Genomic DNA, 15,009 nt, shown 5'->3' with positions numbered 1-15,009 from the left:
ATTATGTTTGCATAATATTCCGCATCTTGTTTCGTAATTTTGAATGACAAGCGAATTATTGCATTTTGCAATGAACATAAATCATCATTTTACGCTAACTTAGTATCCTGAGATTTTCAGTTAACCACTATGAACAAAGTTAAAGCGCTGTTTTGCATCATCATACCTATTGCCCTTGCTTTTTTATTTAATACCAAACTGGGCAGCACTCCCCCACTTTTAAAATTTCTGAATCCTTTTATGGGTTTCTGGCAAAATGCCGAGAACAATCATTTTATGTTCAACCATAAGGCGAAAATTAAAGGTGCCATTGATCAGATCGAAATCGTATTCGATGACCGGATGATCCCTCATATTTTTGCAAAGAATGATCATGATCTTTACCTTGCTCAGGGATATGTGACCGCTATGCACCGCTTGTGGCAAATGGATTTCCAGACCAGGTTTGCCGCCGGAAGAATTAGTGAGGTGGTTGGCGAGAAGGCCATCGAGGTAGATCGCTATCAAAGAAGAATGGGCATGGTATATGGCGCTGAAAACTCACTCAAGGGGATGATGGCAGACCCAAAATCTAAAGAAATGATCCTGGCTTATACAGCGGGAATAAATGCTTACATCAAAACCTTATCAAAGGCTAATTATCCATTAGAATATAAAATACTCGATTTTAAACCAGAGGAGTGGACACCAGTAAAATGCGCGTTGCTGCTGAAACAGATGTCGGCCGTGCTGGCCATGGGCTCTGATGAGTTCTACATGACCAATATTCTGAAGAAATTCGGACCTGAAATTACAAAAAATCTTTTTCCGGACTACCCTTTCCGTGAAGACCCGATTATTCCGGTAGGCACCAAATGGGATTTTTCTCCCCTTCCCACTCCTAAAACTCCGGATAGCTTTACACAGGCACTCACCGGTGAAGTAAAAACTAAAGAAAAGGTAGAAGGTATAGGGAGCAATAACTGGGCAATATCCGGATCTAAAACTGCATCAGGTTTCCCCATTTTAGCCAACGATCCGCACCTTGACCTCACCCTGCCTTCCATCTGGTATCAGATTCAGCTCCACGCACCTGGAATTAATACATATGGCGTTTCATTGCCTGGTGCTCCGGGTGTGATCATTGGTTTTAATCAAAAAATTGCCTGGGGTGTAACCAATGTCGCAGCAGATGTACTCGATTTTTATCAGATTACGTTTAAAGATTCCAGCCATAATGAATACTGGTATAACAATAAGTGGAATGCCACCACAAAAAGAATGGAAACCATTAAAATCCGTGGAGGTAAAGATGAGGTTGACACAGTATTTTATACGCATCATGGTCCTGTAGTTTATTTCCAGAAACCCAAGTATGGCAGAGCGGACAATGTGCCGGTTGGAGATGCACTGCGCTGGATTGCACATGATAGTTCCAATGAGCTGATGACTTTTTACAAACTTAACCGCGGTGAAAACTATAATGATTACCGTAAAGCGCTTACTTATTATACCGCCCCGGCTCAAAACTTCGTTTTTGCAAGTGTAGACAATGATATTGCCATCACACCGAACGGGAAATTCCCACTGAAGTGGAAAGATCAGGGTAAGTTTATCTTAGATGGTACTGATCCGGCATACGACTGGCAAGGTTGGATTCCAGCTGTGCAAAACCCTACAGTTAAAAATCCACCAAGGGGATTCGTAAGCTCCGCTAACCAGTCGTCAACTGATCCTTCCTATCCTTATTACATTAACTGGGAGTTTGCACCCTACGAGCGTGGGAAACGAATTAACGATAAACTGGCAGCTATGAAAAAAGCAACGGCAGACAGTATTCGTTTGATGCAAACCGATAGTTACAGCATTCTTGCACAAAACCTGCTCCCTGCCATCACCCCTTTATTAAATACTGAGCAACTTAACGCCACACAAAAAGAAGCTTTAAGTTATATCAATAAGTGGAACAAGCGTTACGATGCCGATCAGATTGCAGCCAGCGTTTTTGAAATCTGGACCAAGCGCCTCTCCAAAAATATCTGGGCAGACGAGTTCGAAGTGAAAGGAATTCCTATGCGTTATCCATCCCGCGACCGTACGGTGGAAATGATTTTAAAAGAGCCAGACGCAACCTGGTACGACAATATCAGTACCACTCAGAAAGAAAGCCTGAGCGATCTGGTGAATGAGGCTTTCAAATACAGTTGCGATAGCCTGGAGCGCAGGTTTGGTCCAATCAATAAAGACTGGAACTGGAGCAACGTGAAACAGACCAATGTGCCCCACCTGGCAAAAATACCAGGCTTCGGATCTAAAGTATTACAAATCGGTGGTGCGAAAAGTACCATTAATGCATTGGGAGAAACCAATGGTCCCTCATGGAGAATGGTCATTGAACTGGGTAAAAAACCAAAAGGGCATGGTGTTTATCCTGGTGGTCAGTCCGGTAACCCCGGAAGTAAATTCTACGATAACATGATCGATACCTGGGCAAGCGGTCAGCTTTATGATCTGTTTTATATGCAAACACCCAACGATAACTCAGGCAAAATAATTTCAAGGTTAAAAATTTCTAAATAGTCACCATGGTTTTCATCGTCATATTAATAGTCTGTTTTCTATTGCAAATGGTTGCCCCATGGTGGATCATTATTGTGATTTCCTTTGCTACATGTGGCATCATCGGTAAAACCGGAAGAATAGCATTCTGGCAATCGTTCCTGGCCATCTTCTTACTCTGGATAGGTTACTCCCTGTTTAAAAGCCTGCCAAATGATAACCTGTTAGCTGGGCGCATCGCGGTAATGACCGGGATAAAACTCTGGTGGGCGCTATTATTGGTTACCGGACTTTTGAGCGGACTTGTTGCCGGTATAGGTGGTTACTGTGGCTATCATTTCCGCATGGCGATGCTTGCCAAAAAAACTGACGATAAAATAGCATAATGCTTTGTACTTTTGTTGCGTGATCCAGAGCCCAAAAGAAATATTTACAATCAATTCTCCTGAAGCATTTGCCGCATTTGCCCTGGATATTTTCAGGTTCCAGGCGCAACACTGCTTGGTTTATCAGGCCTATATCCAGAATCTACGGGTGATAGCCGAGGAGGTAAAAAGCGTAAATCAGATTCCTTTTCTGCCAATTTCTTTTTTCAAATCGCATCAGATCATAAGCAGTTCTTCCCCGGTAGAAGTTACTTTCAGTAGCTCAGGAACTACGGGAATGGTCACCAGCAGCCATCACGTAACAGATGCCAGTTTGTACGAACAAAGTTACCTTCAGGCATTCACTAAATTTTATGGCCCTGTTGATGAATATTGCTTCTTAGCACTTCTGCCTTCCTATCAGCAAAGATCAGGCTCCTCACTGATTTATATGGTAAACGACCTGATAGAGAAAAGCAATCACCCGCAAAGCGGATACTTCCTCTACAACCATGATGATCTTTTTACCTTATTAAGCAACCTGAAGGCGAAAAAACAAAAAACAGTTCTTATCGGGGTCACTTACGCTTTACTTGATTTTATCGAACAGTACCAAATGCATTTCCCGGAACTCATTGTAATGGAAACCGGTGGAATGAAGGGCAAAAGAAAAGAAATGGTTCGCGAGGAATTACATGAGCAACTGACCAAAGGGTTTGGTGTGCCGGCGATCCACAGTGAATACGGCATGACAGAATTACTTTCACAGGCCTACTCTTTGGGCGAGGGCGTATTCAATTGCCCGAACTGGATGAAGGTTTTGATCCGCGACACCAATGACCCTCTATCCCTTATTCCGGATGGAAAAACCGGAGGAATTAATGTGATTGACCTGGCCAATATCAATTCCTGCGCTTTCATTGCTACTCAGGATCTGGGGAGAATTAATCCGGATGGAAGTTTTGAAGTGTTAGGTCGCTTCGATAATGCTGATATCAGGGGTTGTAATTTGCTGGTACAGTAAATAAACTTAATTTACTTTATCTGTACAAGCAGAGCAAATACCTGTCGCGATCAGGTTTAAATGCTGCACCTTAAAACCAGATGGCACCTTAGGGACCGGTATTTTCACGCTTTCCAGGCAATATATTTTGTGGCAATTATCGCAATCAAAATGTACATGTTCATCATGGTGCTGGTGTGCATCACAACCATCCGAGCAAATGGCATAATTAGCGGTGCCATGGCTATCAAGAACTTTGTGAATAATTCCTTTTTCTTCAAAGGCTTGCAGCACGCGGTAAAGTGTTACCCGGTCTACCACTTTTCCCATTACCTGTTCCAGGTAGGGCTGAGATGTTGCAGAATCCCTTCCACTCAAAATTTCCAGCACCTGCAACCTTGCACCAGTACGTTTTAGACCGTTTTTTACCAGAAGTTCTTCAAAGTGTGCAGTATTATTATCCATAGTATTACAAAAATAAGCAATTAAACAATGATTTTTGCATGCCTGATACTGATCGGAGGAGCATAACTGGCATCCTTATGCTCCAGTATCAGTGTGCCGCTTACGTGAATAGGCTTTTCGGTAAAGGGAATAGCATTTTCCATTTCGATCATGATCATCACCGGAACGCCGTTTTGCCCGCAGAAAAAACACTGGTTAACCGGAAGTGTAGCCAGGAGGAATTTTTGCTGCTTTTGCCCGCTTTTAATGGGTATGAGATATCCCCGTAAATCAAAGTTTTTATTTTCGAAACGCCGGATTGTTTCTGTAAAAATCGGGAAGAGCGCGTTCTTCTCTGTAAGTTCAAACTTAACCGAACCGATAATATCCCAGTTCATTGAACGAAGTTGATCATTCGGGTTATGGGTCTGGGCCTTTAGAAAAATATTACTTAAAAGTAATATCAACAACATTAACTTTTTCATATTTGAACAGCGTTAAGTAGAAAAAATTCCGACCGGTCGTCTCCTGAATCATTAATCAGCAATTTACCCATGATCTTAACTGGTTTGTCCGTCCATTCTATAGGGTGTTTCATTTTTACTTCAATCATGGAAGGGATATCCCCCGAACCACAGTAAGGGCAGGATTCCAGGGGAACGATTGAGAACATAAATTCCGAAAAGTCAGTTCCAACTTTTGTTGGAATAATATATCCAGGCAGTTCAATTACTTTGTTATTGATCGCCCGAAGTTCCGGAGGGAACACAGTTTGCCATACCAAAGGCTTTACTTGTTTTTCGTACTTCAAGCCTAATAGATTCCAGTTGGCCGTCCTCAAATTTACATGCCCCGGGGGCTGGGCAAAGCAATAGCCGCATGTAAGGGCTAAAACTATTGAAAGTATTGCGCTTCTCATTATCGTTCGCTGGTTAAAGTTTTAGCAATATCCACTTTAAAAACCTGGAAAGCTGGCAATAAAGCCGCTAATACACCAATCACTATGCCGGCCAGAAGTAAATAGAGTTCATCGGTCATAAAGGAAAACCCACTTAGTTTAGCCTGTGCCGCTTCCTGGAAAAATCCGATGACATAAAGTGACCCATGACCAATCAGTATTCCTACGATCGCTCCGGCAACGGTTAACTGTAAGCTCTCCATCAACACTAAAAAGAATAGTTTAAACTTCGAAGCACCTAAACAGCGCATAATGGCCAAATCATATTTCCTCTCCTTCATTGAATTGTATAAACTGATAAAAATGCTAAGAGCAGAGATCAGCATGATAAAAGCAGCAAACCATTTCAGGGTATTAATCCCTATACCGATAAGGGAAAACAAACGGGCACTTTCCATTGCCGGAGAAGCAGCCTGCATATTTGTGCTTTTATTTACCATGCGGGGAAAAACCACCACAGACATTGGCGAACGGTATTGAATCAGTAAGGCCGTAATTTCCCTGTTGTTAATTTCCGCTTTGCTATCCTCCTGGCTATCCTGGTGTTCATCTTGACGTTCATTACCTTCATGCATTTTATAAACGCTCCCGATATTGGTCAGTATAAGCTGATCGGTAACATTGGCTTGAGGCTTTAAAATCCCCATTACCCTGTAAGCATGTTGATTGTGCACATCATCACTACCGGACAGGCCGTGTGCACCAAAAAAGGTATCTCCAACTTTTAAGCCCGTAGTCCTGGCCACTTCACTTCCAATAGTGGTTTCAAGGTCTTTTTCCCAGAATTTCCCCCACCCAATATCGAGTCCGTAAAGCGCGATAAAGGACTGGTCAGTTCCCACTATGCGGTTTCCCATATAGTTATCGCCCAGTGCAAGTGGTACGGCAAGCCTTACCATTGGGTTCTCTGCCAGTTTCCGGGCATCTGAAACAGGAATATTTCCCGTCGGAAAATCAATATGATAAATGCTGCTTAAGATCAATTGCAAAGGACTTCCTTTGGCGCCTACCACTACATCAATATCCTTAGCATTCTCTTCCAGTTTACTGCTGATTTGCTGAGTGGCCAGCATCAATATGGACAGAATTCCAATGCCGAAAGCCACCAAAGTGATATTTAAAAACGCCGTGAGTTTATTCCTAAGCAGGTTCTTTCTTCCTATGGTAAAAATACTGATCATAACAGGTATGCATTAGAAATAAAAGGCTGAATGCGCTGATCGTGAGTGGCCACCAGTAATGCTGCTCCGTTGGCTTGTGCCTGTTCCCTGAGCATGGTAATGACCTGTACGGCATTCACATCATCGAGACTTGACGTCGGTTCATCGGCGATCAAAAGGTCGGGCTTATTTACAAGCGCCCTCGCTACGCTAACCCTTTGAAGCTGTCCCTGACTTAACTGATCAGGAAATTTATCTTTCTCATCGATGATATTCAAACTTTCCAAAAGCATTAACTGGTGCTCCTGATCGGTTGTGAGGCCAGCCATGGAGGCCGCTATATCCAGGTTTTCGATGACGCTAAGTGAACAGATAAGGTGCGGGCGCTGGAATACAATGCCAATCCGGGCACCTCTGAATTTATCCATTTCCCGTAGGGTTAATCCGTATAATGGCACCCCATCAATGAGCACCTCTCCAGAAGAGGGTTTCAATAGTCCTGAAAGAATATTCATCAAGGTGCTTTTACCACTGCCCGATGCACCGAGCAACAGCCAGTGTTCCATGGCCGCTATGTTTAAATCCGGAAAATTTATGACCCGTCCCCCCGGGTAGCGGTGTGATAAAGATTTTATGCTGATCATTCTTGGAGATACTTTGACTTCACCTTGATTACATTTTTGATGGCATAGCGCTTGTAGGCAGCTTGCGCATCGGCACTTCCATGCCTGCAGGCTGGATTAAGCATTGAAATAAAGCCCAATGCCGATAGCATTACAGTTTTGCGTATCGTATTCATTTGAAAAATTAATCGTGCTGATGATCAATTGGACAACTTTTCAGCATTCTCAGGTTGGTGAAGTGAGCTGCTGCAATGGTGATACCACCGAGGGGAATCAAGATGGCTTCGAAATGAGCCACCGGCAAAAAATGACCAGATGCAATCAGTATGAATCCACAAACCAAAATGAATAGCGGCCAAATGCTATGATGCTGTGAGCGATAGCCCCTTGCTAAACTCCATATGCCAAGTACCAGTGAAAGTGCAATCATGGTAATCTCTACAGCATCGTTTGCCAGAAAATCCAGTCCCCATAACGGTAAAACAGTCATTACAAACGGAAGGGCCGCGCAGTGAACGGCACATAAAGTCGAAGCCGTTATACCGAGTTTATCTAAGTTCATATTCTTTATCAGTGTCTTCATATCTTAAAGTTCAGACTGCAAATATAAAAGCAATACTGTTGCGTTTAAAAAATATGGACACATATTTGCAACATAATTGCAATAACATGATAAAGAGATATACAGGAGAGGCTTTATTTGTTTACAGGCAAAGGAAAATTCGAAGCGCCTGTAAAAGAAAAGTCCCGGTTGAAAAACCGGGACTTTCTAAATTTTATTCTGCAATCAGCAGAAAGTAGTTTTTCTTACCTTTTTGAACCACGATGAATTTATCGTTGATCAGGTTTTCACTATTAAAAATCTGCGAAAATTCTTTGATCTTTTCTTTGTTAACAGCAACCCCTCCCCCTTGCACCAGCTTCTTTGCTTCGCCTTTGGAAGGAGCAACAGTGGATTTCTCCGCCAGAAGTGTCGCGGCATCGATTCCGGCAGCTAATTCTGATTTAGAGATGGTAAACTGTGGAACTCCATCAAAAATATCAATAACGGCTTTGTCAGCTAAACCATTTAAAAATTCAAGCGATCCGTTTCCGAACAAAAACTCCGAAGTTTTGATTGCCGTTTCCAATGCCTCTAAAGAGTGCGTTTTCACAGTGATGTCTTCAGCCAGGGCTTTTTGAAGAATACGTAAGTGTGGGGCAGCATCATGCTCCGTTTCCAGCGATTCGATCTCTTCTTTGGTTTTAAGGGTAAAGATTCTGATCCATTTTTTCACATCGTCATCTGATGCATTCAGCCAGAACTGGTAAAATTTATATGGAGAGGTTTTCTCCGGATCCAGCCAAACTGCGCCGCTTTCGGTTTTACCAAACTTGGTACCATCGGCTTTCTTGATTAATTGAGTGGTAATCGCATAGGCAGTTCCCGAATCTTTCCTTCTGATCAGTTCAGTACCGGTAACAATATTACCCCACTGATCTGACCCGCCCATTTGCACCAGGCAGTTTTCATTTTTCCATAAATGGTAAAAGTCATATCCCTGGATAAGCTGGTAGCAGAATTCGGTAAAAGACAAACCAGAATCACCTTCCAGTCGCCTTTTTACGCTGTCCTTAGCCATCATATAATTCACGGTAATGTGTTTTCCCACATCACGGATAAAGGTAAAAAGATTCATGTCCTTGAACCAATCCGCATTGTTTACCATTACCGCGCCATTACCACCATCTTCAAATTTTAAAAACTTTGATAGTTGCTGTTTCATCCCTTTGAGATTGTGCTCAATCATCTCAGGCGTTTGTAGGTTACGCTCATCGGATTTTCCTGAAGGATCTCCAACCATTCCCGTAGCACCGCCAACTAAAGCAAATGGCTTATGTCCAGCATTCTGGAAATGAATTAAAGTCATAATCTGAGTCAGGTGACCAACGTGCAACGAATCTGCGGTAGGGTCAAAACCAATATAACCAGACGTCATACCTTCATTCAACTTTTCCTCAGTATTCGGCATGATATCATGCAACATGCCGCGCCATCTTAACTCTTCAACAAAATTCTTCATTGTATTACAATTAATTTGCGTGCAAAGATAAAATTTTAGCTTAGAAACTATTAAAATTTAAATATGGCTATGACTACATTTTCAAAACAGTTGCAGCAGCGATTTCTTTAATACTGAAATGACATTAAAGTAAAGTGATAAATCATATATTTATCCCGATGAACTTTCTGTCCCACTACTATTTTGACCGGTTAATCGACGATGCCAATGTGGTAATGGGCACAGTACTTCCCGATTTAATTAAAAATGCGTCGAAAGAGGCCAATTTATATCCTCAAAAAAATGAATTTCTTTTTAAAGGCAATCCTCAAGAGGAAGCATTGCTTGCCGGATGGAAAAGACATCTGGCAGTCGATTTATACTTTCACTCTTCGGGCTTTTTCTTTGAAAAAACAGCAGCACTCAAACAGCTGATCAAACCAATCGTAGAGCATACCCATGTTCGTCCTTCTTTCCTGGCGCATATTGGTTTGGAATTACTGCTGGATCACCTTCTGATTGAACACAACCACATCCAGGTAAATGGCTTTTATGATAACCTTCAGCATGTTGATCGAGAATCTTTGAGCGATTTTCTGGAACATTGCGGATTGAAAAATCAGGATGTCTTTTTTAAATTCTTAGCAGAATTTATCGGCAGTAAATATCTGTTGAGTTATCAAAAGCTTGATAATATCAGTTATGCGCTGAATAGAATCTGCATGCGGGTATGGCCAGAAACGTTGACCGAAATCCAACTGCAGCAGCTCACCCATCAGCTTGAAGCATTCAAGATTGTTTTGGAAAAAGACTTTATGGACATTTTCAGGGAGATAGAGATTAAACTTCAAACCGCTTAACGCTGATTCAGGTTAATTGCTGCACAAACCTTTAAAAATTATTTCACTGCCTCATTACAACCCTCTCATCCTTTTTTTATATTTGCGATATGTCGCTGAATGCAATAAAAGAAGAAATGGAGGCCCTGGTTGAGGAATTGAACCAGCACAATTATAATTACTATGTGCTGGCTATGCCCACCATCGGTGATTATGAGTTTGACAAGAAATTAAAACACCTTGCTACGCTCGAAGCAGCCTATCCTGACTATGCTAATCCCAACTCCCCTACCCAGAGGGTTGGTGGCGATGTGACTAAAAATTTTATCACTGTTCAGCATAAATATCCGATGCTATCATTGGGTAATACTTACAATGAACAGGATTTACGGGATTTTGATGAGCGTATCCGCAAAGCCATTGGCGACAATTTCGAATATGTTTGCGAGTTGAAGTTTGACGGCTTATCGATGAGTCTAACTTATGAGAATGGAAAGCTGATCAGAGCAGTAACCAGAGGTGATGGTTCAAAGGGTGATGATGTGACCAGTAACGTAAAAACGATCCACACCATCCCCCATCAAATTAAAACGGGTAAGGCGCCCGAACATTTTGAGATCAGAGGTGAAATATTTATGCATAAAGCTGCTTTTTTAAGGCTTAATGCTGCACGGGAAGAGCTCGGAGAAATTCCATATGCCAATCCCAGAAACTTTGCCTCAGGAACGATTAAAATGCAGGATAGCAAAGAGGTTGCAAAACGTCCGCTGGATGGCTTTATTTATTTTTTATATACAGATAAAAATGAGTTTAAGACTCATTGGGAGAGCTTACAGTCTGTTAAAGATTGGGGATTTCATGTGTGCGAACATAACCGGCTGGTAAAAAACATTGACGACGTGCTCGCTTTCATTCATCATTGGGAAAATGAACGTTTCAAACTCAGTTATGATATCGACGGAATTGTGATCAAAGTAAACAGTTATGCGCAACAGCAGGAGTTAGGCTTTACGGCTAAATCGCCGCGTTGGGCAATTTCTTATAAATACAAAGCTGCTGAAGTTGAAACGGTACTCAACAAGGTGACCTATCAGGTAGGCAGAACCGGCGCGGTGACTCCTGTGGCTAACTTACAACCCGTATTGCTTGCAGGAACAACAGTAAAACGGGCGACTTTGCATAATGCCAATGAGATTGAGCGGCTGGATTTGCATGAGGGGGACACTGTTTTTGTGGAAAAAGGTGGTGAAATTATTCCTAAGATCATCAAGGTAAATCTGGACAAGCGAATTGCAGGGTCAGAAAAAGTGCACTACCTGCATAATTGCCCGGAATGCGGAACCGAACTGATCAGAAAAGAAGGTGAAGCGGTACATTATTGCCCCAATGATGAAGGATGTCCGCCGCAGATAGTAGGTAAAGTTCAGCATTTTATCTCCCGCAAAGCCATGAACATTGATGGCTTGGGAGACGAAACCATAGAAACTTTCTATCGTCATGGCCTCATTAACCACATCAGCGATTTATACACCTTATATCAAAAATCCGATCAGCTAAAAACCCTCGACCGGTTTGGGGAACGTTCCATTGAGAATATGATAGCAGGTATTGAAAAGTCCAAAGAGATGCCTTTTGAAAAAGTTTTGTTCGGACTGGGAATTCGTTATGTTGGGGAGACTGTAGCAAAAAAACTTGCCGCCGGAGTAAAAAATATCGATAACTTGTCGAAAGCAAGTGTAGATGAACTGATTGCTATTGATGAAATCGGTCAGCGAATTGCTGAGAGCATTGTTGAATACTTTGCAAAAAAAGAGCATCTAGAGCAGGTAGAATTATTAAAATCGGCGGGATTACGCTTTGAAATTGAAGAAAAGCTAATTGAGCTTGCCAGTGATAAACTTATTGGAAAAACATTCGTAATTTCGGGCGTTTTTGAAAACTACAGCCGCGATGAGTTGAAGGACATAATCGAGGCGAATGGAGGAAAGATCCTGAGTGGAATTTCAGGAAAACTAAATTACCTGGTAGCAGGAGAAAATATGGGACCATCGAAGCTGGAAAAGGCTACCAAACTTCATGTACCTATCATTACCGATCAGGAACTTTTAGAAATGTTAAAATAAAATGCTTGAATTGAAAAAGGGTGTGTAAAACTAAGCGTACTTTATAAATTCAAATATCAATAATTATAAATAAGTAATGAACAAATTTCAGGGTACTGGTGTAGCATTGGTTACACCTTTCAACACAGATGGATCTGTTGATTATAATGGGTTAAAAAACCTGATTAATCATTTGATCGACGGAGGGATAGATTATCTCGTTTCTTTAGGTACAACCGGCGAAACCGCTACGATGACTAAGGACGAGAAGAAGAAGGTGTGGGCATATACTGCTGAAATTAATGATAACAGATTACCTTTAGTAGCTGGCATTGGCGGAAATAACACTTTGGCTGTTGCGGAAGAGATTAAAGCTTTTGATACTACAGGCTACAGTGCCATATTATCAGTTAGCCCATATTACAATAAACCTACTCAGGAAGGCATTTATCAGCATTACAAATACCTGGCAGAAGTTTCTCCTTTAGATTTAATATTATATAACGTTCCCGGTCGCACGATGAGTAATATGAGCCCGGAAACGACCTGCAGACTGGCATACGATTTTAAAAACATCATTGCCACAAAAGAAGCTTCCGGCAGTTTTGATCAGTTCAATCAAATCCTGAGAGATAAACCTGAAGATTTTCTGTTGATCTCCGGGGATGATCCCATCACCCTACCGATGATGGCTCTGGGTGCAGCTGGTATTATTTCCGTTGTTGGTAATGCATTGCCTCGTCAGTTTTCTGATATGGTAAGAGCGTGTTTAGCCGGAGATTTCAAGGCCGCTACTCCAGCGCATTTAGCTTTGGTGGAGTTTACGCGTTTGGCATTTGCAGAGGGTAATCCGGCAGGGATCAAAGCCGCCTTAAAGCATTTGGATGTATGTGGCGATACTGTTAGATTGCCATTAATAAAGGCATCTACCGGCTTGAATGAATTGATCATTAAAGAAATAGAGAAATTGAGTCAGTTGGCTTAACATAGTTTCGACAGGTAACTTACAAAATAATTACCTGAACTTCCAGGTAAAACAAAACGCCCACTCAGATGAAATATCCGGGTGGGCGTTTTTCAAATATCTATTAGTCCCTTAATCTTTGTTTTTAGTTTCCTGAACTTCCAAACGAATAGCCTGAGCCAGGTTTTTCAAATCCTGCATACCTTTACGAACACGTGTTCCGGCAGCGCTGTTTCCTTTAGTATAAAACTTGTCTGCATCAGCTTCCAAAGCTGCGATTAAACTTTTTACTTCTTCAAATTTTTTCATTTCTTAGTACTCCTATAATTTTAAAGGTTTGAGTTTTAATTATCTAACTCTAATTTAATGGCTTTGTTGTAATAAAAAAATTTTTGTCTGAATAAAAAGTAATGCCTAAAACGATTTTTTTCCACACGCTGGTAATTTTTAAACACTTTTAAGTATTTTATACACCCAATAACCAATTAAATATCAGCAGGATACACCATTTAACAAAAAAAAGCCCTTTAAACAAAGTTCAAAGGGCCTGCTGTAATATTATTTTGATCTTATGCGATCTGAAACTGGTTTTCTTTATAGTAACCATTTTCAAGTTTTTCAGCTACTTCGCTGAATGCATCTAAGGTACGTTGAACATCTTCAAGCGTATGTACTGCGGTTGGAATTAAACGCAGCTCAATCATTCCTTTTGGAATTACCGGATATACCACGATTGAACAGAAGATGCTGTAGTTCTGGCGAAGATCGAACGTAATCGCTGTGGCATCTGTCAGTTCTCCTTTTAAGAATACAGGCGTTACCACAGAATCCGTTACGCCTAAATCAAAGCCACGCTCACGTAAACCTTTTTGTAAAGTTGTAGCAATCTCCCAAAGTTTATCTTTTAACTGTGGCTGGCTTTTTAACAGCTCTAAGCGCTTCAACAATCCAATAACCATCGGCATTGGTAATGCTTTGGCAAAAGTTTGCGAGCGCATGTTGTATCGTAAGAAGTTAGTGATTTCTTCAGTTGAAGCAACAAAGGCTCCAATGCCTGCCATTGATTTAGCGAATGTACCAAAGTACACATCTATGCCGTCAATGCAATCCTGCGCCTCATGCGTACCGGCACCCGTTTTACCCATGGTACCGAAACCGTGGGCATCGTCAACCAAAATACGGAATTCGAAATCTTTTTTAAGGTCTACAATTTCCTTTAATTTACCCTGTGCGCCGCTCATTCCGAAAACGCCTTCAGTAATTAACAGAATACCACCACCAGACTCTTTAGTCAGTTTGGTAGCACGTTCCAGTTGTTTACGTGCACTGTCGATATCATTGTGTTTATAAACAAAACGTTTACCCATATGAAGGCGAAGGCCATCGATGATACAGGCGTGAGATTCTGCATCATAAACGATTACATCATTTCTATCCACCAAAGTATCGATGATGGATACCATGCCCTGATAACCGTAGTTCAACAAAAATGCATCAGGTTTACCTACAAAAGCAGCAAGTTCCTGCTCCAGTTGCTCATGATATTTGGAGTTACCGCTCATCATACGTGCACCCATTGGGTAAGCCATACCGAACTGAGCAGCAGCTTCTTCATCTGCCTTTCTAACTTCCGGATGATTGGCTAAACCTAAATAATTGTTTAAGCTCCAAACTAAATGCTCTTTCCCTTTGAACTGCATGTGTGGTGCAATTTCTCCCTCCAGTTTCGGAAAAGAGAAATACCCATGAGACCATTTCTGGTGTTGACCAAGGGGCCCCATGTGTTTTGCTATCTTATCAAATATATCCAATGTATTATGTATTTTGTATAATAAAAATTTTGCGAATTTACGTTTTATTCGGCTTAAAATCAACCAGATTAATCGCTGACTTGTCAATTAAGACTTTTTAACACTCTAATTTTATGCCAAAAAAGCCCCGGTTAACCCGGGGCTTTAAAAATTATACTTG

At 41.5% G+C, this 15,009-nt stretch carries 16 protein-coding genes; 6 read left to right on the top strand and 10 right to left on the bottom strand.

The window, feature by feature from the left end; genetic code table 11:
- Nucleotides 1–129 precede the first annotated feature (129 nt).
- The 3 genes from AC570I_RS01145 to AC570I_RS01135 are packed head-to-tail and all read left to right on the top strand — an operon-like array spanning nucleotide 130 to nucleotide 3,927.
- On the top strand, nucleotides 130–2,559 hold the full coding sequence (locus AC570I_RS01145) for a penicillin acylase family protein (protein ID WP_497403637.1): 2,430 nt from the start codon (nucleotides 130–132) through the stop codon (nucleotides 2,557–2,559).
- A 5-nt stretch (nucleotides 2,560–2,564) separates the two neighbouring features.
- Entirely contained in the window at nucleotides 2,565–2,924 is a 360-nt protein-coding gene (locus tag AC570I_RS01140) for a hypothetical protein (RefSeq protein ID WP_497403635.1), read from the top strand.
- A 19-nt stretch (nucleotides 2,925–2,943) separates the two neighbouring features.
- Nucleotides 2,944–3,927 (top strand): LuxE/PaaK family acyltransferase, encoded by a 984-nt coding sequence (locus AC570I_RS01135; protein ID WP_497403633.1) that lies wholly within the window; start codon nucleotides 2,944–2,946, stop codon nucleotides 3,925–3,927.
- A 6-nt stretch (nucleotides 3,928–3,933) separates the two neighbouring features.
- Here the strand turns inward: AC570I_RS01135 and AC570I_RS01130 are convergent, their stop codons facing one another.
- The 8 genes from AC570I_RS01130 to tyrS all read right to left on the bottom strand — a co-directional run bounded on the left by AC570I_RS01130 (nucleotide 3,934) and on the right by tyrS (nucleotide 9,154).
- The gene (locus AC570I_RS01130) at nucleotides 3,934–4,371 is read right to left on the bottom strand and encodes a Fur family transcriptional regulator (RefSeq protein WP_497403631.1); all 438 of its coding nucleotides are present in this window, start codon (nucleotides 4,369–4,371) and stop codon (nucleotides 3,934–3,936) included.
- Nucleotides 4,372–4,391: 20 nt separating this feature from the next.
- Nucleotides 4,392–4,835 carry a hypothetical protein gene (locus tag AC570I_RS01125; protein ID WP_497403629.1) on the bottom strand — a complete coding sequence of 148 codons (444 nt, stop codon included), beginning with the start codon at nucleotides 4,833–4,835 and terminating at the stop codon, nucleotides 4,392–4,394.
- The gene (locus AC570I_RS01120) at nucleotides 4,832–5,269 is read right to left on the bottom strand and encodes a hypothetical protein (RefSeq protein WP_497403627.1); all 438 of its coding nucleotides are present in this window, start codon (nucleotides 5,267–5,269) and stop codon (nucleotides 4,832–4,834) included. Before AC570I_RS01120 ends, AC570I_RS01125 begins: the two co-directional genes overlap by 4 nt.
- The gene (locus AC570I_RS01115; protein ID WP_497403625.1) at nucleotides 5,269–6,489 is read right to left on the bottom strand and encodes an ABC transporter permease; all 1,221 of its coding nucleotides are present in this window, start codon (nucleotides 6,487–6,489) and stop codon (nucleotides 5,269–5,271) included. The genes AC570I_RS01120 and AC570I_RS01115 overlap by 1 nt, the downstream gene beginning before the upstream one ends.
- On the bottom strand, nucleotides 6,486–7,112 hold the full coding sequence (locus AC570I_RS01110) for an ABC transporter ATP-binding protein (RefSeq protein ID WP_497403623.1): 627 nt from the start codon (nucleotides 7,110–7,112) through the stop codon (nucleotides 6,486–6,488). Before AC570I_RS01110 ends, AC570I_RS01115 begins: the two co-directional genes overlap by 4 nt.
- Nucleotides 7,109–7,267: a hypothetical protein gene (locus tag AC570I_RS01105; protein WP_497403621.1), complete on the bottom strand. Its 159-nt coding sequence runs from the start codon at nucleotides 7,265–7,267 to the stop codon at nucleotides 7,109–7,111. The genes AC570I_RS01110 and AC570I_RS01105 overlap by 4 nt, the downstream gene beginning before the upstream one ends.
- An 8-nt stretch (nucleotides 7,268–7,275) precedes the next feature.
- Entirely contained in the window at nucleotides 7,276–7,674 is a 399-nt protein-coding gene (locus tag AC570I_RS01100; RefSeq protein ID WP_497403619.1) for a MerC domain-containing protein, read from the bottom strand.
- A gap of 193 nt (nucleotides 7,675–7,867) precedes the next feature.
- Nucleotides 7,868–9,154 carry a tyrosine--tRNA ligase gene (tyrS, locus tag AC570I_RS01095; protein ID WP_497403617.1) on the bottom strand — a complete coding sequence of 429 codons (1,287 nt, stop codon included), beginning with the start codon at nucleotides 9,152–9,154 and terminating at the stop codon, nucleotides 7,868–7,870.
- Between the two features lie 158 nt (nucleotides 9,155–9,312).
- Between tyrS and AC570I_RS01090 the strand changes: the two genes are divergently transcribed.
- The 3 genes from AC570I_RS01090 to dapA all read left to right on the top strand — a co-directional run bounded on the left by AC570I_RS01090 (nucleotide 9,313) and on the right by dapA (nucleotide 13,059).
- Complete coding sequence (locus tag AC570I_RS01090; RefSeq protein ID WP_497403615.1) at nucleotides 9,313–9,993, top strand: ACP phosphodiesterase; 681 nt, start codon at nucleotides 9,313–9,315, stop codon at nucleotides 9,991–9,993.
- Nucleotides 9,994–10,082: 89 nt separating this feature from the next.
- On the top strand, nucleotides 10,083–12,095 hold the full coding sequence (ligA, locus tag AC570I_RS01085; protein WP_497403612.1) for an NAD-dependent DNA ligase LigA: 2,013 nt from the start codon (nucleotides 10,083–10,085) through the stop codon (nucleotides 12,093–12,095).
- Between the two features lie 76 nt (nucleotides 12,096–12,171).
- Nucleotides 12,172–13,059, top strand: a complete 888-nt coding sequence (gene dapA / locus AC570I_RS01080; protein ID WP_497403610.1) for a 4-hydroxy-tetrahydrodipicolinate synthase — start codon at nucleotides 12,172–12,174, stop codon at nucleotides 13,057–13,059.
- Nucleotides 13,060–13,170: 111 nt separating this feature from the next.
- Here the strand turns inward: dapA and AC570I_RS01075 are convergent, their stop codons facing one another.
- Both AC570I_RS01075 and AC570I_RS01070 read right to left on the bottom strand, forming a co-directional pair.
- Entirely contained in the window at nucleotides 13,171–13,347 is a 177-nt protein-coding gene (locus AC570I_RS01075) for a BF3379 family histone-like protein (RefSeq protein ID WP_047798251.1), read from the bottom strand.
- Between the two features lie 260 nt (nucleotides 13,348–13,607).
- The gene (locus AC570I_RS01070) at nucleotides 13,608–14,849 is read right to left on the bottom strand and encodes an aminotransferase class I/II-fold pyridoxal phosphate-dependent enzyme (protein ID WP_047798252.1); all 1,242 of its coding nucleotides are present in this window, start codon (nucleotides 14,847–14,849) and stop codon (nucleotides 13,608–13,610) included.
- Nucleotides 14,850–15,009 lie beyond the last annotated feature (160 nt).

The sequence above is a fragment of the Pedobacter sp. A2324 genome, assembly GCF_059693705.1.
This window is presented reverse-complemented; position numbering and strand designations above follow the sequence as displayed.